Source organism: Streptomyces sp. RB17 (assembly GCF_009604455.1).
Taxonomy (GTDB): Bacteria; Actinomycetota; Actinomycetes; order Streptomycetales; family Streptomycetaceae; genus Streptomyces.
On the sequence record NZ_WEGL01000017.1, the window covers coordinates 39,308 to 62,883 of the forward strand.

Consider the following 23,576-nt stretch of genomic DNA (forward strand, 5'->3'; position numbering starts at 1 on the left):
CCACCCGGACACCAAGACCCACCACACATACGAGAAAGAACCAATTCAATGAAAGCCATTGTGGTCACCGACCAGGCCGCGGGAACGGCCGGAATGACGCTGACGGAGCGGCCTGAGCCACTCGCAGCGATCAACGACGTCATCGTTCGGATCCATGCATCGGGCTTCGTCCCCACAGAGATGGAGTGGCCGTCGACCTGGGCCGATCGCGCCGGCCGTGACAAGACACCGTCGATCCCCGGCCACGAGCTGGCCGGAGTGGTCACCGCCCTCGGCTACGGCACGACGGGGCTCTCGGTCGGGCAGCGGGTGTTCGGCCTCGCCGACTGGCACCGCGACGGCACCCTCGCGGAGTACGTGGCGATCGAAGCACGCAACCTCGCACCGCTGCCCGGCGACGTCGACTTCACGGTAGGCGCGTCCCTGCCCATCTCAGGTCTGACCGCGTGGCAGGGGCTGTTCCAGCACGGCCGCCTCCAGGCCGGCCAGACCGTCCTCGCCCATGGCGCGGCCGGGGCAGTCGGGACGATGGTGACCCAGCTCGCACGTGAAGCGGGCGCTTACGTCATCGGCACCGGACGCGCCGCCGACCGCGAGAAGGCGCTCGACTTCGGCGCGCACGAGTTCGTCGACCTCGAGAACGACACGCTGAAAGACGTCGGCGACGTCGACCTGGTCTTCGATGTCATCGGTGGCGACGTTCAAGAGCAGTCCGCCGCCCTGATCAAGGCCGGAGGAACACTGGTGTCCATCGTCGGCCCGGTCGAAGCACGGCCCACTGACGGCCTGGCCATCGACTTCGTCGTCGAAGCCGATCGCGCCGACCTCGGTGAGATCGTGCAGCGGGTGCGGGACGGACGGCTGCGGACCAACATCGGTGACGTCGCGAGCCTCGACGATGCCGTCGGCGCCCTCAACCCGACCACGCGACGCGGCGGGAAGACAGTCATCCGCGTCCTCCCGTAGGCAGTGGACGGCCACCGTCCGACCGGCAGGTCATGGTCCTGATCTACGCCACGGCCATCGGCCACCGACCGGCGCAAGGACCCGAACCGACACACGCCGGGCACTCGAACCGACAGAGGAGTTGATCATCTTGGACGGACAGGAACTGCAGAAGATCGCGCGCGACTACACCGCGGAACTGCCCGGCACCGACCAGGAGCATCGTTTCGGCCCCAACTGGGAGCTCCACAAGGTGGGCGGCAAGGTCTTCATGCTCATGACCGACATGCCTGGACGCCCCGTCGTGATCCTGAAAGCCGATCCGGACGACGCCACAGCCCTGCGTGAGCAGTACGCAGACATCACCCCCGGCTACCACATGAACAAGAGACACTGGATCACCATGGAAGGCGGAGACGCCATCGACGACAAGCTGGTCAAGGAACTCATGACCGACTCCTACCGTCTCGTGGTCGGCGGGCTTCCCAAGTCCGAGCAACCCGTGGATCCACACACCTACAGCCGCCGCGCCTGACGCAGCGTCGCAGCAGTCTGGAGCCTCCCATGCGCGTGTTCGTCACTGGCGCCAGCGGCAGCATCGGCTCAGTTGTCGTTCCTGAACTCATCGCCGCTGGGCACGAGGTCCTCGGCCTCGTCCGGTCCGATGCCGCGGCCACGGCCGTCGCCGCCGCCGGCGGGACGCCGCTCCGCGGCGACCTCACCGACCTTGACAGCCTCCGCGCCGGCGCCGCGCAGGCCGATGGTGTCATCAACCTGGCCTTCAGCAACGACTGGAGCAACTTGGAGCAGGGCATCGACGAGGAAGCGCGCGCCGTACAGACCCTCGCGGCCGCCCTCGCAGGGAGTGGCAAGCCGTTCGTGCATGCCGGCCTCACGCCGATGTTGCCAGGTCACGTCTCCACCGAGGAGGACCCCGACACCACCAACGGTCCGGTCGGTGGCCGCGGCCGCACTTCCGACGTGGTGCTGACCCTGGCCGGCCAGGGCGTCCGGTCCTCTGTCGTGCGGCTGCCGCGCTCCGTGCACCAGCGCGGGTTGGCATACGGCTTCGGCTCGGTGCTCATCGCCGCCGCGCAGAAAACGGGCGTGTCAGCGTACGTCGGCGACGGCACGCAGCGATGGCCAGCGGTCAACCGGCTTGACGCCGCCGCGATGTTCCGCATCGCACTCGAGGACGCTGCGCCGGGCACCGTCCTGCACGCGGTAGCCGACGAGGGCGACACCATGAAGACACTGGCCGAGACAATCGGCGGCGTCCTCGCGATGCCGGTCGAGTCGGCGCCGCCTGAGCGCTTCGGCCTCATCGGTCGCCTGTTCGCCCTTGACATGCCATCGTCGAGTGCACTGACCCGGGAACGGTTCGGCTGGGAGCCCTCCCACCCCAGTCTGATCGACGACCTCGCTGCTGGCGACTATCCCGCCCTGGGATGAAATCCTCGGGAGGGCCTGGCGGCCTGTCTTCGCGCAATAGGCTTGGGAGCGTCACGGGCCGCTCGCGCTGCCTGCCGAGCCGCCGGTGTTCTTGACGATCACTGTGTCGCCGGTCCGGCTGAAATCGTAGAAGCGGTGGGCGTCCGCGGTGCTCAGGTGGATGCAGCCGTGGGAGCTGTCCGCCCGTCCGATGGCGTGGTCCCAGGGTGCCGCGTGGACGAACACGCCGGTGCTGGTCAGGCGTGCTGCCCAGTGGACCGTGAGGACGTAGTAGTTGGGACTGTGCGGATCGCACGTGATGTTCGCGCTGCACGAGGTCATCGTGATGACCGCGTCCTTGCCCAGCACGTGGAACGTTCCCGACGGTGTACGGAAGCCGGGTTTTCCGAAGCCGGCGGTGAAGGTCATCACCGTCCGACCGTGATCCGTGACGGTCATCTGGTGAGTCGCCGCGTCGATTGTCGAAACGTGGCCCGCGGGGACCGCCCGGGCGGGGCAGACGCTCAGCGTCAGGACGGCCGTCAGGGAACCGGCCACCGCGAGCCGGACGGCGTCACGAAGGTGTCGGCGTGGGGCTTGGCGTTGGGCCACTTCTGATCACCGCCGTTCTCTGTACAAATCGCGATGTTCATGCCTCTTGACCGGGGCGGCCCGCGTGGCTGGCCCGCCCCCGGACCGAGCGCCTGTGATCGGGCCCTCGCCCGCCGGGCAGGGCTTCAGGCTTCGAGTCCGGGTCGAACCGCCGAGGCAGCTGTTATGGCCGAGTACCACCGCGACTGGCCGGCTATCGCCGCTGTGACTGAGCGCGCGCGTTGCCACATGCTCTGTCATGGGCAGATTCGGGTGAGCCCGTCAGTGGGTGGGTGAGCACGTGGCTGACGTTGGGCCGAGGACGTCGGTTGGCGGTGGCAGGCTGCCGGCGTCGTCGGGGTTGAATCTCCAGCGGCTGGAGGATCCACACTCGGTGCCATGAACGCCGACGGTAGCCCGCTGCTGACCATCGGCCGGCTCTCCCGCCGCACCGGACTGACGGTCCGCACCATCCGCTACTGGTCCGACATCGGCGCGGTGCTGCCGGCCGGGCGGACCGGCGGAGGACACCGGCTCTACGACACCGAATCGGTCGCCCGCCTGGAACTGGTCCGCACCCTGCGAGAGCTCGGTCTGAGCCTGGACGAGGTGCGCCGTGTGCTGCGGCGGGAGATCACCGTCGCCGACGTCGCCGCCGTGCACGTGGCGGCGCTGGACGCGCAGATCCACTCGCTGCGGCTGGCCCGGGCGGTGCTCAGCACCGTGGCCAAGCGGCACGCCGATACCGAGGAGATGGCCCTGATGAACAAACTCGCATGATTGTCCGCACGGGAGCGCAGGCAGATGATCGACGACTTCGTGGCCGAGGTCTTCAACGGCCTGGACTCGGACCCGCTGCTGAAGGAGAAACTGCGGCTCACCCCGGAGCTCCCGGACCAGCCGACCCCGGAGCAGGTGGACGCCTGGGTGGAGCTGGCCGAGCTGGTCGGCGACGCGGACTTCCGGCAGCGGATGCGGAAGATGGTCGAGTACCACGCCGAGAGCCGTGCCCAAGGTGGTCCGGCCGCCCAGCCGGGGGGCTACCAGCGATTCACGCGGCAGATGGTCTCGCTCGTCGAAGAAGCGAGGGAGCGTGGCATCGCACCGGACTCGCCCGGGGCGGCACAGGTTGTGGACCGACTGCTGGAGGGAGCGGACGCGACCCGTCTCGCCTACGTCCGTGAGCGGCTGCGGGCGGGGCTGGACAGCCAGTCCGAGCGCTATCACCGTCTGCTCGCACTCATCAATGGTGAGCAGCCACGCCCGACGCACGCCGGCAACCTGGAGTGGCTGCTCGCAGCGATCGACAGCCACCCGACGCGGCCACCGGCCCAACCTCGCACGCCCCGCTGAACCGGCGCCGTCACCGAACATTCCGCATCGGCTCCCCGAGCTGAGCGCCCGGCTTCGGAGCCGGCGCGGCTGACGGCCCACGACGACGGCACGGCGTCGCGCCCGCTGCTGGGCGGGCTGGTCGGTTTCATTCGCGGGGTCGGCGAGCGCCACCTCGAGCATCGCGCTGCGGGGTGAGCGGGGTGCGCAGCTCGTGGGAGGCGTCGGCGGCGAAGCGCTTCTGAGCGTCGAAGGCGGCATCCAGGCGGGACAGCAGGTCGTCGATGGTGTCGCCGAGGTCTTTCAGCTCGTCGTCCGGGCCGGCGATGACGAGGCGTTCGTGGAGGTTGCGCTCGGAGATACGGCGAGCCTTGTCGGCCCTCATCCGCACGGGACGCAGCGCGCGCCCGGCCATCAGCCGGCCAAGCGCCACCGACACCGCGGACATCAGGCCGAGGCGTCGGCGAGGCCGGCCTGGTCGGTACCGCGCCCGCGATCGCCAGCGCCGTGCACCACGCCACCGGCAACCGCATCCGCGACCTGCCGATCACGCTGGACGCGTTGCTCTGAACGGCCGTCGAAACGGCATCGTCATGGATGAGGGGTCTGGTCGGTCCTGGCATGTCCTGCGCATGCCGCACGCCTCGGCCCCAGCCCACCAGGCCGTCGTCCGGCCGTTGCCGGCGTAGCCGACCGGTGCACGATGACAGGCCGGCCGCCCTGGTGACCCGTGATTCCAGCGGAATCGGACACGCCCTGGCCAGGCCATTCGCCGAGCACGGCTACGAACCTGCGCCGGGGACGACCACCCGCTGCACACCGCCCGGCAACTCCGCCGCGGGCGCCGGCCCCCGGCACGGCCATTACCCACCGATGCACGATGGGCCCGCAGACGCCCTACGCTGCATGTATGCGCATGCGTCCGATCGTCGCTCCCATACCCGACACCGGCGTGCGGCCAGCCGGCGGCATGGACGAGATCGTCGAGCAGCTCGCCGTCGGCGGCGTGGCCGTGCTGACCGGAGCCGGGATCTCCACCGAGTCCGGGATCCCCGATTACCGGGGCGTGACCGGGCGGCACCGGCGGCACTCCCCCATGACCTACCAGGACTTCGTCTCGGACGAGGCCAATCGGCGCCGCTACTGGGCCCGCGGCTATGTCGGGCGCCGCACGATCACGGCCGCCCGGCCCAACGCCGGACACCACGCCGTACAGGCGCTGCGCGCGTCCGGGTACGTCGACGGCGTGATCACCCAGAACGTCGACGGGCTGCACCAGGCCGCCGGGACGACGGACGCCGTCGCCCTGCACGGCAGCCTGGACCGTGTCGTCTGCCTCGACTGCGGGGCCGTCGGTCCCCGAGATGAACTCGACGCCCGATTGCTGGCCGCCAATGGGGAGTTCCTCGCCGCGCATGGGGCCGCCGTACTGCCCGTCAACCCCGACGGCGACGTCGAACTGCCCGACGACCTCGTGGACACCTTCCGCGTCGTGCCGTGCGAGCGATGCGGCGGTGTACTCAAGCCCTACGTCGTGTTCTTCGGTGAGAATGTTCCCAAGCACCGCACCCAGCGCTGCTTCGACCTCATCGACGCGGCCGACTCGCTGCTCGTCCTCGGCTCGTCGCTCGCGGTCCTGTCGGGACTGCGGTTCGTACGGCGCGCCGCCAAGGACGGAAAGCCCGTCTCGATCATCAACCTCGGCCCGACGCGCGGCGACGACCTCGCGCACGCGCACGTGGCGCTGCCGCTCGGCGAAGCCCTCACCGAGCTGACCGAGCGCCTCGGCGGCGACTGAAGGGCTGGGAGGTGCCGGGTGCCGACCGGGCGCTGCCCCCAATTGCAATGAGTCAACGTGCGTTACCGCCCGGTGAGCTCCACCTGACCGAGCCAGGCAAGAAGACCGTTCCTAAAGACTGAGCATGAATCGTGCGGGCCAGTCACGACGAGATGCCCGAGGGCGGCGCGTGCCACTGGTGACTGCGGGCCGGCCGATATCCCTGGCGCAGGCTCGCGGCTGGTCCGAGTTGGAAGAACGGGACGGCGCCCTCGTGCGCGTCACGGAGTCGCAGGTCGACAAGTTCGTGCGGGCCGGCCCTTGTCGCCGCGCGGCACGAGCCGCGACCTCGTCGTGGACGCGGGCCTGGGCGTCGCCGGCCTGTGTCGACGCGTGGCATGGACGCAGCCGGCAGGACCTGCCTGGATTGCGCTGATCGGAGCGCTGTCCCATACCACTGATCGTCCTGCGCCTCCCGGGCGCTCTCCGGCCGCCGCATGGCCCTTTTCGAGGAACAGACCGGCGCGCTGTTCACCGGCGACGTCATCTTCAACGGCCACCTCATCGCTTCGGCGGGCGGCGCTTGCGCGAACTGGCACACGGTCATCTCCGAGGCGGGCCCCGCGGATACACGAAGTTAACGTCCCGGACGCGGGTGTGAGACCGGTCCGGCCGACGATCGCAATACCTATCAAGCGACAGGTATCTGTCGACCGATCGGAGGTGCGGCGATGAGCCGGCCCGAACTCCCCCTTGCGCAGGACCCTGACGGCGGTGGCACGACCGGCCACGCCCTCTTCGGCTACCAGCAGGAACTCCGCCGCGGTGTAGGCAGTTTCGCGTCGTTCGCCGCGGGCTTCTCCTTCGTGTCCATCCTCACCACCGTCTTCCAGCTGTTCGGGCTGGGCTTCGGTCTTGGGGGCGCGGCGTTCTTCTGGACGTGGCCGCTGGTTTTCGCGGGCCAACTGTTGGTCGCGCTGTGTTTCGCGGAACTGGCCGCGCGCTGGCCCATATCGGGGGCGATCTACCAGTGGTCGAGCCGGCTGGCCGGCACCACGACGGGCTGGTTCGTCGGCTGGATCATGATCATCGGGCAGATCCTGACGGTCGCGGCGGCCGCGATCGCGGCGCAGGCGGTGCTGCCGGGTATCTGGTCCGGATTCCAGATCGTCGGCGGTCCTGGCGCCGATCCGTCGGTCGGTGCCCCGACCGGCGCGCAGAACGCGGTCCTGCTGGGTTGCGTCCTGCTGGTGGTCACCACGGTGGTGAACATCCTGGGCATCCGCCAGATGGCCGCCGCCACCAGCTTCGGCGTCACGGTCGAGATCATCGGCGTGCTCGCACTGGTGCTGGTCCTCTTCTTCCTGCCCGAGCGGGGTCCGCAGGTGGTGGCCCACCCCACCGGCTGGGCGGGCCATGGCGGCTACTTCGGGGCCTTTCTCGCGTCCTCGCTGATGGCGGCGTACGTGATGGTCGGCTTCGACTCGGCGGGCGAACTGGCGGAGGAGACCCACAGCCCGCGCCGGACCACTCCCCGGACCATCCTGCGGGCGCTGATCACCTCGGGTGTCGGCGGCGCGTTGCTGATCGTCTCGGGGCTGATGGCGGCGCGCAGTCTGACCGACGGGAAACTGGCCGCCGGTGGTCTGTCCTGGGTGCTCACCGACCGGCTCGGCGGGGTTCTGGGCCGGCTGCTGCTGTGTTGCGTGGCGGTCGCGGTGTTCGCCTGCACCCTGGCCGTTCAGACCTCCGGGGCGCGGATGATGTACTCCATGGCGCGCGAAGGCGCCCTGCCGTTCCACCGGCACCTCGGCAGGGTCTCGCCGCGCACCGGTACGCCGATCACCACGTCGATCGTGGTGGGCGTCGGCGCCGCGATCGCGCTCGTGGTCAACATCGACCAGTCGGCGATCTTCACCGCCCTCTCCAGCCTCTGCATCGCCCTGCTGTACCTGGCCTATCTGGGCGTGACGGTGCCGCTGCTGGTCACCAGGATCCGGCAACGGGGCAGTGGTGGGCTGCCGGTGGGCTTCGACGAGACCGGCCGGCCCCTGTTCTCGCTGGGCCGATGGGGAGTGCCGGTCAGCGCGCTCGCCGTGCTCTACCAGGCCGGCATGACGGTCAACCTGATCTGGCCCCGCGCGGAGATCTACGACCTCACCGGCGGCACATGGTGGCTGCGCTGGAGCGCCCTGCTGTTCATCGGGCTCAGCCTGGCCGCCGGTGCCGGCTACTTCCTCGCCCGCCGGCTGCACCGCCGTATCGAGCTGAGGCACGTACCGCACACCCACACCGAGCCGCCCCTCGACGCGCAGGCCGTAGCCGAGCCCGCCTGAGGGCCGGTGTGACGCGAGCGGACGCACCGATGACACACCGACGAAGGGACCGACGGGACATCCATGACCACCGCCGAGAACTCGACGGCCGTGCCGCCGCACGGCCGCTACCCGACCGGGCAGACCCCCGCCCGCGCCCGTGATCTGCACCTGACCGACAGTGTCCACCGTGCCCGCGACGACGCCCGCGCCCAGGGCGGTCAGGCCGGCGCGTGGATGCCGTACCTGCCGGCGTCGGACAGCCCCTACTGCCCGCCAGGGGTGGACGCGGCCGCCCTGGTGTGGGCGGAGACGGTGGCGCCCGGCGGGTACACGCACAAGGTCCTCGCCCGCGGCACCCGGCTGCGCTTCGACGACCCGAGCGGTGACGCCTGCGCCCATCTGCTGCTCTTCAACGCCCTGGAGCCGGTGGAGCGGCTGAACGTCGCCGACACCCAGAAGGTTCCGTGGCAGGCGTACCCGGGCCGGGACCATCCGCTGCTGTCCGGCGACGGCCGCATCCTGGCCGTGGTCAACGGCGACTCCTCCGGCCGGCACGACGCCTTCTGCGGCACCACCACCGACGCCTGGAACGAGCGCAAGTACGGTGACGCCCGCCCCGAAGGGCCGTCACCGTCCGGCCGCGGTCTCTTCCTCAAGGCGGCCGCCAAGCACGGTCTGAGCCGGCGCGACCTGCCACCCAGCCTGTCCTTCTTCCAGGGCGTGCGCGTCGAGGCGGACGGCACCCTGGCCTGGCAGGGCAGCGCGGGTGCGGGCACCCATGTCGAACTCGTCGCGGAGATGCCCGTGTTGGTGCTGGTCGCCAATGTCGCCCATCCGCTGGACCCTCGTCCCGGCTATGTCGTCGGCCCGCTGCGGGTGCACGCCTGGCGCGGTGCCCCGACCGGCCCCGACGAGCCGCGGTTCACCGCGACTCCGGAACTGCACCGGGCGTACCTCAACACCGTCGACTACTGCGAAGCCCGGGGGCTGTGACATGACGACCACGCGGACCGAGAACACCCCCGTGAGCCACCCGGCCGCCGCCGGCGGCACGGTCGCCTCCACCGTCCCGGTCGGCGCCGTGTACGCGGAGGGCTCCACCCTGGACCGGGGAGCGAGCCTGGTCGAGGGCTCCGTCGTCCTGGACGAGACGGTGGCCCCCAACGCGCCCTGGTCGGCGGTGGTGCGCAAGGGGCACGTCCTGACGATCGTCGACGTCGGCGGCAACCAGTCGGCCGACTGTCTGCTCTACGACGCGAACGATCCCGAGGAGCGCTACAGCGTCCCCGATACCCTGGCCTGGCAGGGCAACGCCTATGTGCGCACCGGCACCGTGCTGCGCAGCAACGAGGGCCGCCCGTTGATGACCGTCGTCGCCAACGAGGTCGACCGCCAGGACACCATCGGCGGCGCGTGCGGCAAGGAGTCCAACACCCTGCGCTACGGCCATCATGTGATGTTCCACCACGGCTGCCGCGAGAACTTCCTGGCCGAGGCGGGGCGGCGTGGCCTCGGGGCGCGGGACATCGTCTCCAACCTCAACTGGTTCATGAACGTGCCCGTCGAGGCGGACGGCGCGCTGGGCATCGTGGACGGCATGTCGGCGCCGGGTCGCCGGGTCGCGGTGCGCGCCGAGACGGACGTGCTGGTGATGGTGTCCAACTGCCCGCAGATGAACAACCCGTGCAACGACTTCAACCCCACGCCGCTGCGGATGATCGTCGTGGAGCCGGCACCGGTCTCCGGCGCCTCACGGTCCGCGCAGGCCGCCGGCACCGCGAAGGAGGGCGCGTGACCCGCCCCACCGCCGTTCTCGTCGCCAACCGCGGGGAGATAGCCCGCCGTGTGATCCGCACCGCCAGGAAGATGGGCCTGGGCACCGTCGCCGTTTTCTCCGACGCCGACCGGGCCGCCCCGCACGTCCGCGAGGCCGACCACGCGGTCCGCCTCGGTCCGGCGCCCGCCCGCGCGTCGTATCTGCGCGGGGAGGCGATCGTCGAGGCCGCGCTCGCCCATGGTGCGGGCATCATCCACCCCGGCTACGGCTTCCTCTCCGAGAACACCGCCTTCGCCCGTGCCGTGGAGGAGGCCGGTCTGCGTTTCGCGGGACCGACCGCAGACCAGATCACCGCCTTCGGCGAGAAGCACACCGCGCGCGCCCTGGCCAAGGCCGCCGGAGTGCCGTTGCTGGCCGGGACGGAACTGCTCGCGAGCGCAGAGGAGGCCGTCACCGCCGCCGGGTCGATCGGGCTGCCCGTGATGGTCAAGGCGACCGGCGGTGGCGGCGGCATCGGTATGCAGTCCTGCGCCACCGCCGATGAGGTGCGCGAGGCCTTCGCCCGCGTCGCGGCGCTCGCGGAGTCGAACTTCGGATCCGCCGGGGTGTTCCTGGAGCGCCTCGTGCGCCCCGCCCGCCATGTCGAGGTGCAGGTCTTCGGCGACGGCACCGGCCGGATCGCCGTCTTCGGCGACCGTGACTGCTCGTTGCAGCGCCGCAACCAGAAGGTGATCGAGGAGGCCCCGGCCCCGGCCCTGCCTCCTCAGGTGCGGGCGCTGCTGCACGATTCCTCGCGCCGACTGCTCGCCTCGGTCGGCTACCGGGGCGCGGGAACCGTGGAGTTCGTCTACGACCCGGTGCGCGAGGAGGCCGCCTTCCTGGAGGTCAACACCCGCCTGCAGGTCGAGCATCCAGTGACCGAGGAGGCGTACGGCGTCGACCTCGTCGAACTCATGCTCCTCCTGGCCCGCGACGGCAGGGTCGAGGACGCGGTGTTCGAGCGGGACTGGACGCCCGCCGGGCATGCCGTGGAGGCCCGCGTCTACGCCGAGGACCCCGGCAAGGACTGCCTGCCGTCCTCGGGCCTGATCACCCGGGCGGCCTTCCCCGGCCAGGACGCCGACGAGATGCCCGGCGTCCGCGTGGACGGCTTCGCAGAGACCGGTCTGGAGGTCTCGCCGTACTACGACCCCATGCTCGCCAAGGTGATCGCGAAGGGCCCCACTCGGGACGCCGCGTTGGACGTGCTCGGCCGGGCCCTGGCCGCGAGCCGGGTCGACGGCATCGTCACCAACCTGGGCCTGCTGCGCGAACTGACCGTGCGAGGCGAGGTGCGCGAGGCGGTGCACAGCACCAGCACGCTCGCCACCACCGTCGACCCCGAACCGCGTATCGACGTCCTGGTGCCGGGCGCGCTGACCACCGTCCAGGACCTTCCTGGCCGGCTCGGCTACTGGCACGTGGGGGTGCCGCCGAGCGGCCCCTTCGACGCCGTCTCCTTCGCCGAGGCCAATCTGGCCGTCGGCAATCCGGCCCAGGCGCCTGGCCTGGAGGTCACAGCGGGCGGCCTGACCCTGCGCTTCTCGGCCCCCACCGTGGTCGCCGTCACCGGCGCTCCCGTCCCGGTCACGGTGGACGGCAGCGCGGCAGCCCTGTGGGAGCCGGTCACGGTCCCGGCCGGCGCCACCCTGGTGCTCGGCGCCTGCCGGGGGCCGGGTCTGCGCAGCTATGTGGCCGTCCGGGGCGGCATCGACGTACCCGAATACCTGGGCAGCGCCTCGACGTTCACCCTCGGCGGATTCGGCGGGCACGGCGGTCGGGCGCTGCGCGCCGGAGACGTACTGCGGCCCGGAGCTTCGGTGATCGGCGCAGGCGGCCCGACGCCGCCCGAGCGCCGGCCGGCGATCACCTCGCACTGGCGGATCGGTGTCACCGAAGGCCCGCACGCGGCACCCGAGTTCTTCACCCGCGGGGACATCGACACCCTCTACGCCACCCATTACAAGGTGCACCACAACTCGGCCCGCACCGGCGTGCGCCTGATCGGGCCCAAGCCGCGGTGGGCCCGCCAGGACGGCGGTGAGGCCGGGCTGCACCCGTCCAACATCCACGACACGCCGTACGCGGTGGGTGCCCTGGACTTCACCGGCGACACGCCGATCGTCCTGGGCCCCGACGGGCCGTCCCTCGGCGGCTTCGTCTGCCCCGCGGTGGTCGCCAGCGGCGAATTGTGGAAACTCGGCCAGCTGCGCCCCGGCGACACCGTCCGCTTCGTACCGGTCAGGGAAGCCGAGGCGGCCGCCCTCGATGCCCGGCGCTCCTCCCCCACGCTGATCAGCGCGGGCGGAGACGGCGACGACGGCGTACTCGGCCGCCTGGAGGCCACTGATGCCCGCCCCGCCGTCACCTACCGCCGGGACGGCGACGACAACGTCCTGGTCGAGTACGGCCCCATGGTGCTCGACCTCGGCCTGAGGATGCGGGTCCACGCCCTGCAGGAGACCCTCGCCGCGCACGCGCCCGACGGCATCCTCGACGTCACGCCGGGCATCCGCTCCCTCCAGATCCACACCGACGCCCGCCGGCTGAAGGCCCGTGACCTCACCGCCCTGCTGCGCGAGCTGGAGGACGAAGTCCCGCCCAGCGACGAACTGGTGGTCCCCTCCCGCACGGTGCGGCTGCCGCTCAGCTGGGACGACCCGGCGACCCGGCTCGCCATCGAGCGGTACATGGCCGGGGTGCGCGACGACGCCCCGTGGTGCCCGTGGAACATCGAGTTCATCCGCCGTGTCAACGGCCTTCGGACCGCCGACGACGTCTACCGCACCGTCTTCGACGCCTCCTACCTGGTGCTCGGCCTCGGCGACGTCTATCTCGGCGCCCCCGTCGCCACCCCGCTCGACCCACGGCACCGCCTGGTGACCACCAAGTACAACCCGGCCCGCACCTGGACCGCGGAGAACTCCGTCGGCATCGGCGGCGCCTACCTGTGCATCTACGGCATGGAAGGTCCCGGCGGCTACCAGTTCGTCGGCCGCACCGTGCAGATCTGGAACCGGTTCCGTAAGGGCGGCCTGTTCCAGGACTCGCCGTGGGCGCTGCGCTTCTTCGACCGCATCGAGTGGTATCCCGTCACCGCGGAGGAACTGCTCGAACTGCGGGCCGAGACCGAGGCCGGGCACGGTGACTTCCCGACCGAGGAAGGCACCTTCTCGATCGCCGAGTACAACGCGTTCCTGGCCACGGAGGCCGACTCGATCGCCGCGTTCCGCCGGCGGCAGAGCACCGCCTTCGAGGCCGAGAAGCAACGCTGGCGAGCCGCGGGAGAGTTCGACCGCGCCGACGATCCCGAACCCGTGACCGCCGCCGCTGCCGTCACCCTGCCGGACGGGGCGGTCCCGGTCACCGCGCCGTACACCGCCACCGTCTGGCAGATCGCCGCCGAGCCGGGCGCCACCCTCGCGAGCGGCGATGCGATCCTCTCCCTGGAGGCGATGAAGATGGAGTCCAAGGTGAACGCCCCCACCGCCGGGACGCTGCTGGAGATCTACGTCAAGCCCGGTGAACAGGTCGCCCCCGGCCAGATCCTCGCGGCGGTGCGGGCATGAACGCCATGACACCGGCAGCACGGGTGAGGGCCGCCTACGACCGCATCGAGGCCGTCGGCCGGCCCGAGATCTGGATCCGCCTCAGGCCACGCGAGGAGGTGCTCGCCGAGGCGGCCGGCATCGAACCGGCGCTGCCGCTGGCCGGACTCGTGGTGGCCGTCAAGGACAACATCGACGTGGCCGGCCTGCCCACCACCGCGGGCGCCCCGTCGTACGCCTACGAACCGCAGGCCGACGCGCCCGCGGTGGCGCGGCTGCGCGCGGCCGGCGCGGTGGTGCTCGGGAAGACCAACCTGGACCAGTTCGCCACCGGCCTGGTCGGCACCCGCAGCCCCTACGGCCCGGTGCGCAACGCCTGGGACGCGGCCCGTATCTCGGGCGGGTCGTCCTCCGGCTCCGCCGTCGCGGTGGCCCTGGGCATCGCCGACATCGCGCTCGGCACCGACACAGCCGGCTCCGGGCGGGTGCCCGCCGCCCTCAACGGCATCGTCGGCGTCAAGCCCACCAAGGGCCTGGTGCCCGTGACCGGCGTGGTCCCCGCCTGCTACACCCTGGACTGCGTGACGGTCTTCGCCCGCGACCTGCGACTCGCCCGCATCGCGGCGGAGTTCGTCGAGGGCCCCGACCCGGCCGACCCGCTCTCCCGCACCGGCACCCAGCTCCCGCCGCCCCCCGCGCGACCCCGGATCGCCGTACCGACCGGGGAGCATCTGAACGGCATGGCGGACGGCTGGCGCGAAGCATTCGACGCCGCCGTGGCCCGCTTGGCGCGCACCGGGACGGAGATCGTGGAGACCGACATCACCCCACTGCTCCAGGCCGCGGAACTGCTGTACGGCGGCGCGTTCGTCGCCGAGCGGTACGCCGCCGTCGGGGCGCACCTGGAGAAGCACCGCGCCCTGATCGGCGGTGACCTCGATCCGACCGTCGCCGCCATCGTGCTGGCCGGCCGGGAGAGAACCGCGGCCGACTGGGCCGCCGACACCGCCAGACTCGCCGCTCTCGGCGCCGCCGGACGCGCGATGCTCGACGACTGCGCGGCGCTCCTGACCCCGACCACCACCTGGCACCCCACCCTCGACGAGGTGGCGGCCGACCCGGTCGGCGCCAACGCCCGGCTGGGACGGTTCACCAACTTCGCCAACCTGCTGGACTGCGCCTCGCTCGCCGTTCCCGCCGGGTTCGTGGACGGCCTGCCGTTCGGCGTGATGTTCACCGGACCGGCCTTCTCCGACCGCGCCCTGGCCGCGCTGGCCGAGCGGTTCGCCAACCCCGGGCTCGACCTGTTCGTGGTCGGCGCCCACCTCACCGGTCAGCCGCTCAACGCCCAGTTGGTGCAGGCGGGCGGCACCCTGGTCGGTCCGGCCCGCACCGCAGCCGGCTACCGGCTGTACGCCCTGCCCACCGAGCCGCCCAAACCCGGCCTGCTCCGGGTCACCGGGGGCGGGCGGGACGCCGGCACCGGGGCGGGGCACGACACGGCGTCAGGCGGCCACGCGGGGACGGGCATCGAGGGCGAGGTCTGGCGGCTGCCGGCGTCCGGGTTCGGGGCGTTCACCGCTGCTGTGCCCGCGCCGCTGGCCATCGGCACCGTCGAGCTGGCCGACGGGCGGCACGTCTGCGGCTTCCTCACCGAGCCGTACGCCGTCGAGGGCGCGCCCGACATCAGCCGCTACGGTGGCTGGCGGGCGTACACGGTGCGTGCGTGATGGGAGGCCGCGGTGCGGACACCGTGGTGGCAGGATGAGGCCATGACGACGACGCGTCCCCGTCAAGGCAGACCCCGGCACACGCCGCCGTCCGACCCCGGCACCTCCGCCCGCGAACAGATCCTCGATGCCGCGGGGGCGCTCTTCGTCGACCATGGGATCACCAGCACCAGCACCCGCATGATCGCCGAGCGGGTCGGCATCAGACAGGCCTCGCTCTACTACCACTTCGCCACCAAGGAGGAGATCCTCGCCGAGCTGCTGGCGACGTCCGTGCGGCCCAGTCTGCAGATGGTGGACCGGATCCGGGCACTGGTGCCCGAGCGGGCGGATGCGGCCGCCGCGCTCTACGCCGTGGCCGCCATGGACGTACGCACCCTCTCCCGCACTCCGTACAACATCGGCACGCTCTATCTGCTGCCGGAAGTGCGGGCAGAGCGGTTCGACGCCTTCCGGGCCGAGCGGGGCCGTCTGCAGTCGAGCTACGGCACCCTGGGCGCCCTGGCGGCGACCGAGGACGTCGCACGCAGCATGCCCGCCGAGCGGATCGGTGAACTGCTGATCCAGCTGGTGGAGGTCGTCATCCAGATACGGCGCTTCCGTGAGCCGGACGCGGCTGACACCGATGCCATCGCGTCGTCGTGCCTGCGCCTGTGCGGACTCGGCGAGCCGGCGGTGGCCGCCGCCCGGGACGAGGGCCGGATTCTGCTGAGCAGCCTGGACTGACCGCCGCTGCGGCCGTCGTCGCCTTCGCGGTGGTGCCTGCTTCGACGAGTCCGACCCGTCCACTCCGACCACCGGGTCGCTGGAGGTCCGCGACCGCATCCACACCCTGGCCGTCTACGCCCTCGCCCTCCTCCTCGTCTCCTTCAGCCGCAAGCGGGTCCAGCAAGACCGACCTGCGCCCGAGGCCGAAGGCGTGCCACGCCTTCAGCGACGCCGGGGACACCCTCGTCGTCCCGAGCCTGGATCGCTACGGCCGCAGCCTCCAGGACCTCATCAACATGGTCGCCGCACTGCGCGAGCGCGGCATCGGCTTCACCTCGCTGCACGAGAACCTCGACACCACCACCCCCCGGCGGACGGCTCGTCTTCCACGTCTTCGCCGCCCTCGCCGAGCTCATCCGCGAACTCATCGTCCAGAGCACCCGCGAGGGCCTGGCCGTCGCCCGCGCCCGCGGCCGGGTCGGCGGACGCCCCACCGTCGCCACCGAGGAAGTCATCAAGGCCGCCCGCGACCTGCTGCCCGACCCCGGTCGCTCCATCACCTCGATCGCCAAGCTCCTCGGCGTCTCTCCCGGCACCCTCTATAGCCACATCCCGGACCTGCGCGACCTGCGCGCCCGCACGGTCCCCCACCAGCTGGAGGCCAGCAAGTGACCGAGACCCCCGAGACCCAGGCCGTCCAGGCGCTGACCGTGCCGCACAACGAGTAGGACGACCCCTCGCTGTACGAGGACGGCTTCGACTAGAGCCAGCACGTGCCCATCGAGTTGCCTGTCGGTCCATGGAAATGTCTCGACCGGGCTTGCGCGCAGTACGACGAAGCACCGGACGGCAGTGACCTGCCCCACGTGACGTGCTGCTCCCACGTCACGGTGCTCGTCCTCTGCTCCGCATGCGCGCCACAGCCACACCCGCGCATGAGCATCCCCCTACTTTGCACCGTGGGTCAGAGATAGGACACCGGGGCCGTAACGCATGGTGGTCAGGACCCGTGAGCGGGAAGATCGCCCTGGTGCGGGTGGGAGCCGGGTGGTAGCTCGTTGACCGGGAATCGTGCCGGTTGCCCTGTCAGCACCCGTACGGCTTCTTCAGCGGCGATGGTCCGTACCGTCCTGACGGCTTCCTCGGAGTAGTAGGCGGCGTGGGGTGTGACGATCACGTTGGGCAGTTCGAGGAGGGGGTTGGTCGGGCGCCATCCGCGCTGTTTCGCGGGCTCCTCCTCGATGTCGTCCAGCGCCGCGCCGGCGATCCATCCTTCGGTGAGCGCGTGGTGGAGTGCCGCGTCTTCCACGATGGGCCCGCGTGCGGTGTTTACGAGGATGGCGGTCGGCTTCATCCGGCGGAGCGTCGCGCGATCGAAGGTGTGGTGTGTCTGCGGGGTGAGCGGCGTTTGGACCACCACGTAGTCGGCACCTTCCACCAAGTCGGCGAAGGACATCGGCCGGACCTGGGATTCCCGGATCTCGGACTGGTCGAGGAACGGGTCGTGTGCCCAGACTTCGACGCCGAACGCTTTTGCGCGTTCGGCGATGAGCCGTGCGATGGAGCCGAAGGACAGCAGGCCCAGCACCTGTCCCCGCAGTCTGTGGATGGGTTTTCCGGTCTTCCAGTGCCATTCGCCCTGTCGGGTCGCCCGGTCGTAACGGCAGATCTTGCGTGCGGCTGCGAGCCAGAGCGCGACGGCATGATCGGCGACCTCTTCGGCGCACCATTCGTTCGGTGCGTTCGTGACCTGGATTCCGCGTCGGGTCGCGGCGTCGACATCGACGATGTCCACGCCAGTGCCGTAGCGGGCGATCACCCGGCAGCGGGTCAACGCGTCGATGGCGCGGGAACCGACCCGCGCGTACTGGGTCAGGACGCCGCCGGCCTCTCGTCCCGCCTCGATCACCTCGTCCTCGCTCTTGCACTGCGCGGCAAGGAGCTGGAGCCCGGCGCCCTCGACGACGGCGCGTTCGATGTCCACATCGCCGAAGTCGTAGTCGGCGATCAGGATCGTTTCGCGGGAGTCAGTGCGAGTCACGAGGAATCCCCTTGGTGTGCACGAGGTCCTGGTACGACACGGCGAGCTCCAGGCAGCCCCCGCTGTCCAGTTGGCCGACCGTGGAACGGTAGATCTCCTGCCACGGTGTCTGGTGCTCCAGTGCCGGGGGTGTGTGGTCGGCCCACCGCGCGGCGATCTCCTCATCCGGCAGGAGGACGTCGACGCGCGCGTTGTCCAGGTCGATACGGATCCGGTCGCCGGTGCGCAGGATGGCGAGGTTGCCGCCGACCGCGGCCTCGGGGCTGGCGTTGAGGATGGACGGTGCGTCCGAGGTGCCGCTCTGCCGGCCGTCTCCGAGCGCGGGCAGCGAGGTGATGCCTCGCTGGATCAGCACCGCGGGAAGCTCCATGTTCACAACCTCGCCGGAGCCCGGATATCCGACGGGCCCGGTGTAGCGGATGACGAGGAGGCAGTCCTGGTCGATGCCCAGCTCCGGGTCCTCGATGCGGGCGTGATAGTCCTCGGGCCCGTCGAAGACGATGGCGCGGAAGTCGAACACCGACGGATCGTCGGAGTGTGGCAGGACGCGGGCCCGGAAGTTGTCGGTGATGACCGACGTTTTCATGATCGCGGAGTCGAACAGGTTCCCGGTCATGACGAGCAGTCCGCCTTGTGCGCTGACGGGGTCGTGGACGGGACGGATGACCGCCGGGTCGGCGGGCGGGGCATTCTCCAGGTTCTCGGCCACGGTACGGCCCGAGACGGTTACGGCGTCACCATGCAGGTGCCCCGCTTCCAGCAGCGTCCGCATGACTGCGGGGACACCGCCGGCGCGGTGGAAGTCCTCACCGAGGAACTCCCCTGCGGGAGCGAGGTTCACCAGCACCGGGATGTCGCGTCCGACGCGGTGCCAGTCCTGGTTGGACAGGTCCACCCCGACGTGACGTGCGATGGCGTTGATGTGGATGGGCGCGTTGGTCGACGCCGCGATGGCCGATGCGACAACGATCGAGTTCTCGAAGGCCTGCCGGGTCATGATCTTGCGGGGGGTCAGGTCCTCCCGCACTAGGGTCACCGCCCTGCGGCCTGTCTCATAGGCGATTTGCGCCCGTTCGGCGTAGGGGGCGGGGATCGCCGCGCAGCCGGGCAGGGACATTCCCAGGGCCTCGGCCAGACTGTTCATCGACAGCGCAGTGCCCATCGTGTTGCAGTGCCCGATGCTGGGCGCGGAGGCCGTCACCCGTGCCAGGTATTCGTCGTAGTCGATCTGCCCGCTCGCCAGGAGCCGCTTCGACTGCCAGATCACCAGCCCCGAGCCCGGCCGCATACCGTTGTGATAGCCGTTGAGCATAGGCCCCCCGGACAAGACGATCGCCGGGATGTTCACTGTCGCCGCCGCGGTCAGGCAGGCAGGTGTGGTCTTGTCGCAGCCCGTCGTCAGAACCACTCCGTCAAGTGGATATCCGTAGAGCACCTCGACCAGTCCGAGATAGGCGAGGTTGCGGTCCAGCGCCGCGGTGGGGCGCTTTCCGGTCTCCTGCAACGGATGCACGGGAAACTCGAACGGAATGCCGCCACCGTCGCGGACCCCGGCCTTGATCCGGTCGGCGAGGAAGAGATGGTGCCGATTACAGGGAACCAGGTCGTTACCTGTCTGAGCAATTCCGATGATCGGTCGGCCCGACTGAAGTTCTCCCCGTGTGAAGCCGTAGTTCAGGAACCGCTCAAGATACAGAGCCGTCATCTCCGGATTTCCCGCATTGTCCCACCATGCCTGGCTGCGCAGCTCCCCCGCGGTGCGCTTCGTCGGTGACATGATTGACTCCTCGCTGACCGGTCCGGGCTTTCGCAACACCGGGCACTACTGCGGCTCAGACAGAAGACCCCGGACATTCGCTGACGGTGTTCATTGGCTAACGCTGCGGATCACGACCACCGGACAGACGGCCTGCTGGACGCAGTGCTGGGCCACCGATCCCAGGAGCAGCCCTGAGAAGCCCCCGAGATCTCGGCTGCCGATGACAAGCAGGGACGCACCGTGTGCCGCCTTGAGCAGGACGTCGGCTGCTGTGCCATGGCGCGCCTCGGCACGTACTTCCACCGGTGGCGGCTCTCCCACGGCTTCCTCGACGATTTGCGTGAGGTTGCCGTGAGCCCGGGCCTTCACCGCTGCTTCGTCACTGCTCGACGGTGGCAACCAGCCGAGCGCGCCGTGGAACTGCGGAAGAGCCCAGGCAGTCAGCGCCTCCACCGTGCCGCTGGTGAGCTCGGCCTGACGCACGGCCCAGCGCAGGGCCTGCTTCGACGAGTCCGACCCGTCCACTCCGACCACCATGCGTTCTGTGTTCTGGTTCTGCGCAGCCATGGATTCCTCCTTGGCTCGCCGGTGGCGGGCGACGCGCTCGCCTGGCCGAGCGCGCGCGGGGCTGTCAGCTCCAGCTTCATGGAAACGTGCCGCACGCGCAGCTTGGGAGGTGCAGACGAAGCGGGTGCCGCCGCGCGGCAGATCCTCTGTGCGCACCCAGCGCCGAAGGCGACAGCTCGCGGCCGGTCCCGGCCTGTGGAAGAGTGACATTGAGTGATTTCTGCGCGGCAGGGGATCAAAGGTTGCGGGACCGATTTCCTGACGGTTTTCCGATTTCCCCGGAACATATTGGCGTCGTGCATGAAAACATCGCAGGGAACTGGCGAGTTTCTCTCGCCTCGACCCCACTCGCATGACAGCGCACCGCTTTTCCTTCGACGAGGCGGAAAGGGCCTTCGACGACATGGAGAGCCTTTGAGGTGTCGGGCAGGAAGCTGGGGCCCGTCGTCACGGTGTTGATCAACTTCTACGGCGGCGACACAGGTGGGACACCAGCAGGGAGCAGTACGGTATGCCGGACTTCGGCCCGCCGTTCCGGCCGGTTCGCAGGCAGGACGGTTACCTGCCGCTTGAGGACCACGGCCTGGTCGGGGACGGTATGACCGCCGCGATCGTCGGTCTCGACGATGCCATCCCGTGGATGTGCCTGCCGCGATTCGGCTCCGAGGCCGTGTTCTGCGCCCTGCTGGACCACCGGCGAGGCGGACACTTCACCGTGGCACCGGAGGATCTGCGCGAGGCGCGGCAACGGTATGAGCCCGACAGCGGCGTGCTGCACACCGAATTGCGTAGATTGCGCAGTGCCACCGGTCTGGTACGTGTCACGTACGCGTTGGCGCTGCGTTCGGGCGCCGGCCTCTTTGACGACGCGCCGTCCAGCCGCGGCGAACTTGTCCGGTCTGCGGTCGTCCTGGACGAAGAGGTCCGTCTCGTGGTGGAGCTGGAACCGCGTGGCGGCGGGCAGGCCCAGCACCTGTACAGCGGGGTCTTGACCTGGTGCTCTCATCGGGACGCTTCCACCGCCACATGAGAATCGGACGACTCGTCGTGTTCGGCGGAACCGGTGACCTCACCGGCCGCTATCTCGTGCCGGCGCTGGCCGCTCTGTACGCGGAGGGGCACATCGACGACCGGTTCAGGCTCATGGGTGCCAGCCGGGAGGACTGGGACGGCGAGCAGTACCGGGAGTGGGCCACTGCTCAACTCGAACACCACGGTGGTGGACTTCCGGCCGATGCCGGACGAGCCGTCACGGTGTCGGCGGACTACCGGAAGGCCGACGTGACAGACCCGCGGATGTGAGGGCGGCCGTGGCCGGTGAGGACCCCGCCGCCGTCTACCTCGCCCTCCCATCGGCGCTCTTCCCCGCCACGGTGATGGCCCTTCACGAGGCAGGACTTCCCCCGGCAGCCGCGTCGTCCTGGAGAAGCCGTTTCGGCGAAAACCTGGCCGACACACAGGAACTGAACCAGCTGCTCACCGAACTCGTGCCGGAGGGCGCCGTCTTCCGGGTCGACCACTTCCTGGCCATGACCACGGTTCAGAACGTGCTCGGCAGCAGGCTCGCCAACCGGGTACTCGAACCCATCTGGAACAGCACGCACATCGCCGAGATCGAGATCGTCCGGGACGAAACCCCCGCTCTGGAGGGACGCGCCAGCTATTACGACCACGTGGGCGCACTCAAAGACATGGTGCAGAACCACCTCCCGCAACTGCTGTGTCTGGTCACCATGGAATCGCCGATCACACTCGACGAGCGCGACCTGCGCGCGCCCGGAAGGTGGACGTGCTGAGATCGGTGCAGCTTCTGACCGACTCCGACATCGTGCACCGCACGCGGCGTGCCCGGTACTGGTCCGGCCGGTGCGACGGCCGTGAAGTGCCGGCCTACATCGAGGAGCCGGGCGTCGACGCGCGACGCCGGACCGAGACGTACGCCGAGATCGAACTGGAACCGGACGACTTGCGCTGGGCGGGCACCAAGTTCCGTCTACGCAGCGGGAAAGCCCTTGGAGCGGACCGCAAGGAGGTCGCGGTACGCTTCCGCCCCGTGCCTCACTTGCCCCTCGGGCACGACGAGGACGTTCGCCCCGATGTGCTGCGCTTCGGACTGGAACCCGAGAGCATGAGCTTCGACGTCACCGCCACCGGCTCGCGCGCGGAGACCTTCACGCAGCTCGCACTGACCGCCAGGATGGACGCCCCCGAACTGCCGGCCTACGGCCGCCTGCTGCTGAACGTTCTCAGGGGAGACCCCGCACTGTCCATCCGCGGCGACGAGGCCGAGGAGGCCTGGCGCGTCCTCGATCCGGTCCTGTCCGCCTGGGAACGGGATCTGGTTCCCCTGGAGGAGTATCCGGCGGGCTCCGCGGGCCCGCCACCACGTCTCGCCTCGCCTGAACTGCGGGAAGACCTGCTGCACGAAGGCATCGTCATGCCCCCGCGTCTTGAGGCCGAATCCGCGGAACGCCTCACCGCGGCACGGCCCCGACGGCAACCCCGTACTGAACGACCCGGCCACCAGGCCGCGCCCGACGATGTGGTGGCACGACGACGCCGAGTGATCCCGATACCGCGACCGACACCATGCCCGGGATCGTGATCACGCAACGGGCTCAGCGGGAGCGACCCGGCCTCCGGGTCGGTGGCCACCGCCGGCCTCACCTGGCTGCAAACCGGACACCACCCGACCACGCGGAAGCCCTGGATACCGCCCGCCTTCTTGTTCGCCTCGGACGCGCCATGCGGTCCTTGTGGGCCAGACCCGAGACGGCCAGAAGCCCCACCGAGGTCGCATGCCGGTGGGGCTTCTGGAGTGGATCAGTTTGACGCCGCACGCTCTACGGACGGAACGTCACCCGTGGAAAACCATCGAAAATCGAACCGGGGGCTTGGTCAGTAGGCGGAGTTGACGTTGTCGATGGAGCCGTAGCGGTGGGCGGCGTAGTTGGCGGCCGCGGTGATGTTGGCCACCGGGTCGGTGACGCTGTGCGCGGTGCCGGAGACGTGG

Annotated in this window: 23 protein-coding genes and 2 pseudogenes; 19 read left to right on the forward strand and 6 right to left on the reverse strand. The window is 70.2% G+C overall.

All coding sequences use genetic code 11. The annotated features are described in order from the left end of the window. The first annotated feature begins 48 nt into the window (after nt 1-48). The 3 genes from SRB17_RS42265 (at nt 49) to SRB17_RS42275 (ending at nt 2,397) form a co-directional block, all read left to right on the forward strand. Complete coding sequence (locus tag SRB17_RS42265; RefSeq protein WP_153547108.1) at nt 49-966, forward strand: NADP-dependent oxidoreductase; 918 nt, start codon at nt 49-51, stop codon at nt 964-966. Nucleotides 967-1,096: 130 nt separating this feature from the next. Beyond that, a complete protein-coding gene (locus SRB17_RS42270; protein ID WP_153547110.1) occupies nt 1,097-1,480 on the forward strand; it encodes an MmcQ/YjbR family DNA-binding protein in 384 nt (127 codons plus the stop codon). 29 nt (nt 1,481-1,509) lie between these two features. Beyond that, a complete protein-coding gene (locus SRB17_RS42275; protein ID WP_153547112.1) occupies nt 1,510-2,397 on the forward strand; it encodes an SDR family oxidoreductase in 888 nt (295 codons plus the stop codon). Nucleotides 2,398-2,448: 51 nt separating this feature from the next. On the opposite strand, the gene SRB17_RS42280 is transcribed toward SRB17_RS42275, so the two are convergent. After that, entirely contained in the window at nt 2,449-2,988 is a 540-nt protein-coding gene (locus SRB17_RS42280; protein WP_323377512.1) for a L,D-transpeptidase, read from the reverse strand. Between the two features lie 378 nt (nt 2,989-3,366). Between SRB17_RS42280 and SRB17_RS48325 the strand changes: the two genes are divergently transcribed. Together SRB17_RS48325 and SRB17_RS48330 are read left to right on the forward strand one after the other, a co-directional pair. Then, on the forward strand, nt 3,367-3,747 hold the full coding sequence (locus SRB17_RS48325; protein WP_323377513.1) for a MerR family transcriptional regulator: 381 nt from the start codon (nt 3,367-3,369) through the stop codon (nt 3,745-3,747). Then, nucleotides 3,748-4,320: a hypothetical protein gene (locus SRB17_RS48330; RefSeq protein WP_323377514.1), complete on the forward strand. Its 573-nt coding sequence runs from the start codon at nt 3,748-3,750 to the stop codon at nt 4,318-4,320. Between the two features lie 127 nt (nt 4,321-4,447). On the opposite strand, the gene SRB17_RS42290 is transcribed toward SRB17_RS48330, so the two are convergent. After that, nucleotides 4,448-4,738: a hypothetical protein gene (locus tag SRB17_RS42290; RefSeq protein ID WP_416237140.1), complete on the reverse strand. Its 291-nt coding sequence runs from the start codon at nt 4,736-4,738 to the stop codon at nt 4,448-4,450. Between the two features lie 471 nt (nt 4,739-5,209). Here SRB17_RS42290 and SRB17_RS42295 point away from each other — a divergent pair, with 471 nt between their 5' ends. The 10 genes and pseudogenes from SRB17_RS42295 (at nt 5,210) to SRB17_RS48750 (ending at nt 16,868) form a co-directional block, all read left to right on the forward strand. After that, nucleotides 5,210-6,097 (forward strand): NAD-dependent protein deacetylase, encoded by an 888-nt coding sequence (locus tag SRB17_RS42295; protein ID WP_194294329.1) that lies wholly within the window; start codon nt 5,210-5,212, stop codon nt 6,095-6,097. Nucleotides 6,098-6,573: 476 nt separating this feature from the next. Further along, a complete protein-coding gene (locus SRB17_RS42300; RefSeq protein WP_153547118.1) occupies nt 6,574-6,717 on the forward strand; it encodes a hypothetical protein in 144 nt (47 codons plus the stop codon). Between the two features lie 90 nt (nt 6,718-6,807). Next, entirely contained in the window at nt 6,808-8,412 is a 1,605-nt protein-coding gene (locus tag SRB17_RS42305) for an amino acid permease (protein WP_153547120.1), read from the forward strand. Nucleotides 8,413-8,475: 63 nt separating this feature from the next. Further along, entirely contained in the window at nt 8,476-9,387 is a 912-nt protein-coding gene (locus SRB17_RS42310; protein ID WP_153547122.1) for an urea amidolyase associated protein UAAP1, read from the forward strand. A gap of 1 nt (nt 9,388) precedes the next feature. Next, a complete protein-coding gene (locus SRB17_RS42315) occupies nt 9,389-10,189 on the forward strand; it encodes an urea amidolyase associated protein UAAP2 (RefSeq protein WP_153547124.1) in 801 nt (266 codons plus the stop codon). Continuing rightward, entirely contained in the window at nt 10,186-13,779 is a 3,594-nt protein-coding gene (gene uca, locus SRB17_RS42320; protein WP_323377515.1) for an urea carboxylase, read from the forward strand. Before SRB17_RS42315 ends, uca begins: the two co-directional genes overlap by 4 nt. A 5-nt stretch (nt 13,780-13,784) precedes the next feature. Then, entirely contained in the window at nt 13,785-15,488 is a 1,704-nt protein-coding gene (locus SRB17_RS42325) for an allophanate hydrolase (RefSeq protein WP_153547144.1), read from the forward strand. Nucleotides 15,489-15,530: 42 nt separating this feature from the next. Beyond that, nucleotides 15,531-16,214: a TetR/AcrR family transcriptional regulator gene (locus tag SRB17_RS42330; RefSeq protein WP_153547126.1), complete on the forward strand. Its 684-nt coding sequence runs from the start codon at nt 15,531-15,533 to the stop codon at nt 16,212-16,214. 32 nt (nt 16,215-16,246) lie between these two features. Then, a pseudogene (locus SRB17_RS48745) lies at nt 16,247-16,498 on the forward strand (recombinase family protein); the annotation flags it as partial. A gap of 112 nt (nt 16,499-16,610) precedes the next feature. Beyond that, on the forward strand, nt 16,611-16,868 hold the full coding sequence (locus SRB17_RS48750) for a hypothetical protein (RefSeq protein ID WP_416237141.1): 258 nt from the start codon (nt 16,611-16,613) through the stop codon (nt 16,866-16,868). A gap of 328 nt (nt 16,869-17,196) precedes the next feature. Here the strand turns inward: SRB17_RS48750 and SRB17_RS42340 are convergent, their stop codons facing one another. The 3 genes from SRB17_RS42340 to SRB17_RS42350 form a co-directional block, all read right to left on the reverse strand. Continuing rightward, complete coding sequence (locus SRB17_RS42340; RefSeq protein WP_323377516.1) at nt 17,197-18,237, reverse strand: C-terminal binding protein; 1,041 nt, start codon at nt 18,235-18,237, stop codon at nt 17,197-17,199. Next, nucleotides 18,224-20,014, reverse strand: coding sequence for an IlvD/Edd family dehydratase (locus tag SRB17_RS42345; protein WP_153547128.1), 1,791 nt, complete (start codon nt 20,012-20,014; stop codon nt 18,224-18,226). The genes SRB17_RS42340 and SRB17_RS42345 overlap by 14 nt, the downstream gene beginning before the upstream one ends. Before the next feature lie 90 nt (nt 20,015-20,104). Then, on the reverse strand, nt 20,105-20,563 hold the full coding sequence (locus tag SRB17_RS42350) for a universal stress protein (protein WP_153547130.1): 459 nt from the start codon (nt 20,561-20,563) through the stop codon (nt 20,105-20,107). Nucleotides 20,564-21,074: 511 nt separating this feature from the next. Between SRB17_RS42350 and SRB17_RS42355 the strand changes: the two genes are divergently transcribed. From SRB17_RS42355 to SRB17_RS47830, 4 genes are read left to right on the forward strand one after another with little or no spacing between them, the layout of a single operon-like run. Continuing rightward, complete coding sequence (locus SRB17_RS42355) at nt 21,075-21,593, forward strand: trehalase-like domain-containing protein (RefSeq protein ID WP_228396622.1); 519 nt, start codon at nt 21,075-21,077, stop codon at nt 21,591-21,593. Continuing rightward, nucleotides 21,590-21,865, forward strand: coding sequence for a hypothetical protein (locus SRB17_RS47820; RefSeq protein WP_267133502.1), 276 nt, complete (start codon nt 21,590-21,592; stop codon nt 21,863-21,865). Before SRB17_RS42355 ends, SRB17_RS47820 begins: the two co-directional genes overlap by 4 nt. An 8-nt stretch (nt 21,866-21,873) precedes the next feature. After that, on the forward strand, nt 21,874-22,359 hold the full coding sequence (locus tag SRB17_RS47825; RefSeq protein WP_153547132.1) for a hypothetical protein: 486 nt from the start codon (nt 21,874-21,876) through the stop codon (nt 22,357-22,359). 5 nt (nt 22,360-22,364) lie between these two features. Beyond that, complete coding sequence (locus SRB17_RS47830; protein ID WP_323377517.1) at nt 22,365-23,168, forward strand: hypothetical protein; 804 nt, start codon at nt 22,365-22,367, stop codon at nt 23,166-23,168. A gap of 293 nt (nt 23,169-23,461) precedes the next feature. On the opposite strand, the pseudogene SRB17_RS42370 reads toward SRB17_RS47830, so the two are convergent. Further along, nucleotides 23,462-23,576, reverse strand: a pseudogene (locus SRB17_RS42370) (lytic transglycosylase); the annotation flags it as partial.

Excerpts from the sequence above, each read along its gene's own strand:
- SRB17_RS42305 (WP_153547120.1), top strand. The coding sequence starts at position 6,808 with ATGAGCCGGCCCGAACTCCCCCTTGCGCAGGACCCTGACGGCGGTGGC.
- SRB17_RS42295 (WP_194294329.1), top strand. The coding sequence starts at position 5,210 with ATGCGCATGCGTCCGATCGTCGCTCCCATACCCGACACCGGCGTGCGG.
- SRB17_RS42315 (WP_153547124.1), top strand. The coding sequence starts at position 9,389 with ATGACGACCACGCGGACCGAGAACACCCCCGTGAGCCACCCGGCCGCC.
- SRB17_RS42310 (WP_153547122.1), top strand. The coding sequence starts at position 8,476 with ATGACCACCGCCGAGAACTCGACGGCCGTGCCGCCGCACGGCCGCTAC.
- SRB17_RS42345 (WP_153547128.1), bottom strand. The coding sequence starts at position 20,014 with ATGTCACCGACGAAGCGCACCGCGGGGGAGCTGCGCAGCCAGGCATGG.
- SRB17_RS42355 (WP_228396622.1), top strand. The coding sequence starts at position 21,075 with ATGCCGGACTTCGGCCCGCCGTTCCGGCCGGTTCGCAGGCAGGACGGT.
- SRB17_RS42265 (WP_153547108.1), top strand. The coding sequence starts at position 49 with ATGAAAGCCATTGTGGTCACCGACCAGGCCGCGGGAACGGCCGGAATG.
- SRB17_RS42325 (WP_153547144.1), top strand. The coding sequence starts at position 13,785 with ATGACACCGGCAGCACGGGTGAGGGCCGCCTACGACCGCATCGAGGCC.
- SRB17_RS42330 (WP_153547126.1), top strand. The coding sequence starts at position 15,531 with ATGACGACGACGCGTCCCCGTCAAGGCAGACCCCGGCACACGCCGCCG.
- SRB17_RS42350 (WP_153547130.1), bottom strand. The coding sequence starts at position 20,563 with ATGGCTGCGCAGAACCAGAACACAGAACGCATGGTGGTCGGAGTGGAC.
- SRB17_RS42300 (WP_153547118.1), top strand. The coding sequence starts at position 6,574 with ATGGCCCTTTTCGAGGAACAGACCGGCGCGCTGTTCACCGGCGACGTC.
- SRB17_RS48325 (WP_323377513.1), top strand. The coding sequence starts at position 3,367 with ATGAACGCCGACGGTAGCCCGCTGCTGACCATCGGCCGGCTCTCCCGC.
- SRB17_RS47820 (WP_267133502.1), top strand. The coding sequence starts at position 21,590 with ATGAGAATCGGACGACTCGTCGTGTTCGGCGGAACCGGTGACCTCACC.
- SRB17_RS42275 (WP_153547112.1), top strand. The coding sequence starts at position 1,510 with ATGCGCGTGTTCGTCACTGGCGCCAGCGGCAGCATCGGCTCAGTTGTC.